Consider the following 618-nt stretch of genomic DNA (forward strand, 5'->3'; position numbering starts at 1 on the left):
CGTATAATAATATTGGTGAACAAACGTATCAACATAACCTCCAAAGCCTTCAAATCTCTTCTCAAGTCAGGTATCGACCTAACTTACGTAAACGATGATCGATCAATACATACTAAGGTTGTCAGGTATTATACGCAACAAGAAAGATAAATGTTTTTGTTATGTTATAGATATATGTAGTAGGAGAAGGCGAGCGAGAAAGTATAGTTATTTTAAAATTTAAATAATCATGGTCTTTCAGTTATTTTTATAATGGTTATATTTCTTACTGGTGTAGTTAGTTAGGTTTTTTGGGTTAAATTAGATAGGTAAGTAGACTTTTTGAATCGTTATTATTTTAGGCAGACTGCTTTTTGTTAATAGATACATTTTGTTCACCAATATTATTATACGGGACAATGAGTAACGTTTGCGATGCTGTAAGTAGGTAATATTCTTGCACGGAGGTGATCGATCTATAAAATCGTTATAAATCTTGCTTTATCTTAATCGTTTATAACCTTCGGTACTACGAAATACCCATGCTCTGATTTTGTTTTGGATAATATTTCTTCTTTAATGTTTTGAGTATTTATAATATCATCGCGTACATGGACATCCTTATCTATTAACAAAAAG

Annotated in this window: 1 pseudogene; it reads right to left on the reverse strand. The window is 30.7% G+C overall.

Annotation, left to right across the window (positions count from 1 at the left end):
- Positions 1 to 485: 485 nt before the first annotated feature.
- Positions 486 to 618, reverse strand: a pseudogene (locus tag ACJ5GX_RS06895) (Asp-tRNA(Asn)/Glu-tRNA(Gln) amidotransferase subunit GatC); the annotation flags it as partial.

The sequence above is a fragment of the Wolbachia endosymbiont of Tuta absoluta genome (genome assembly GCF_059414725.1).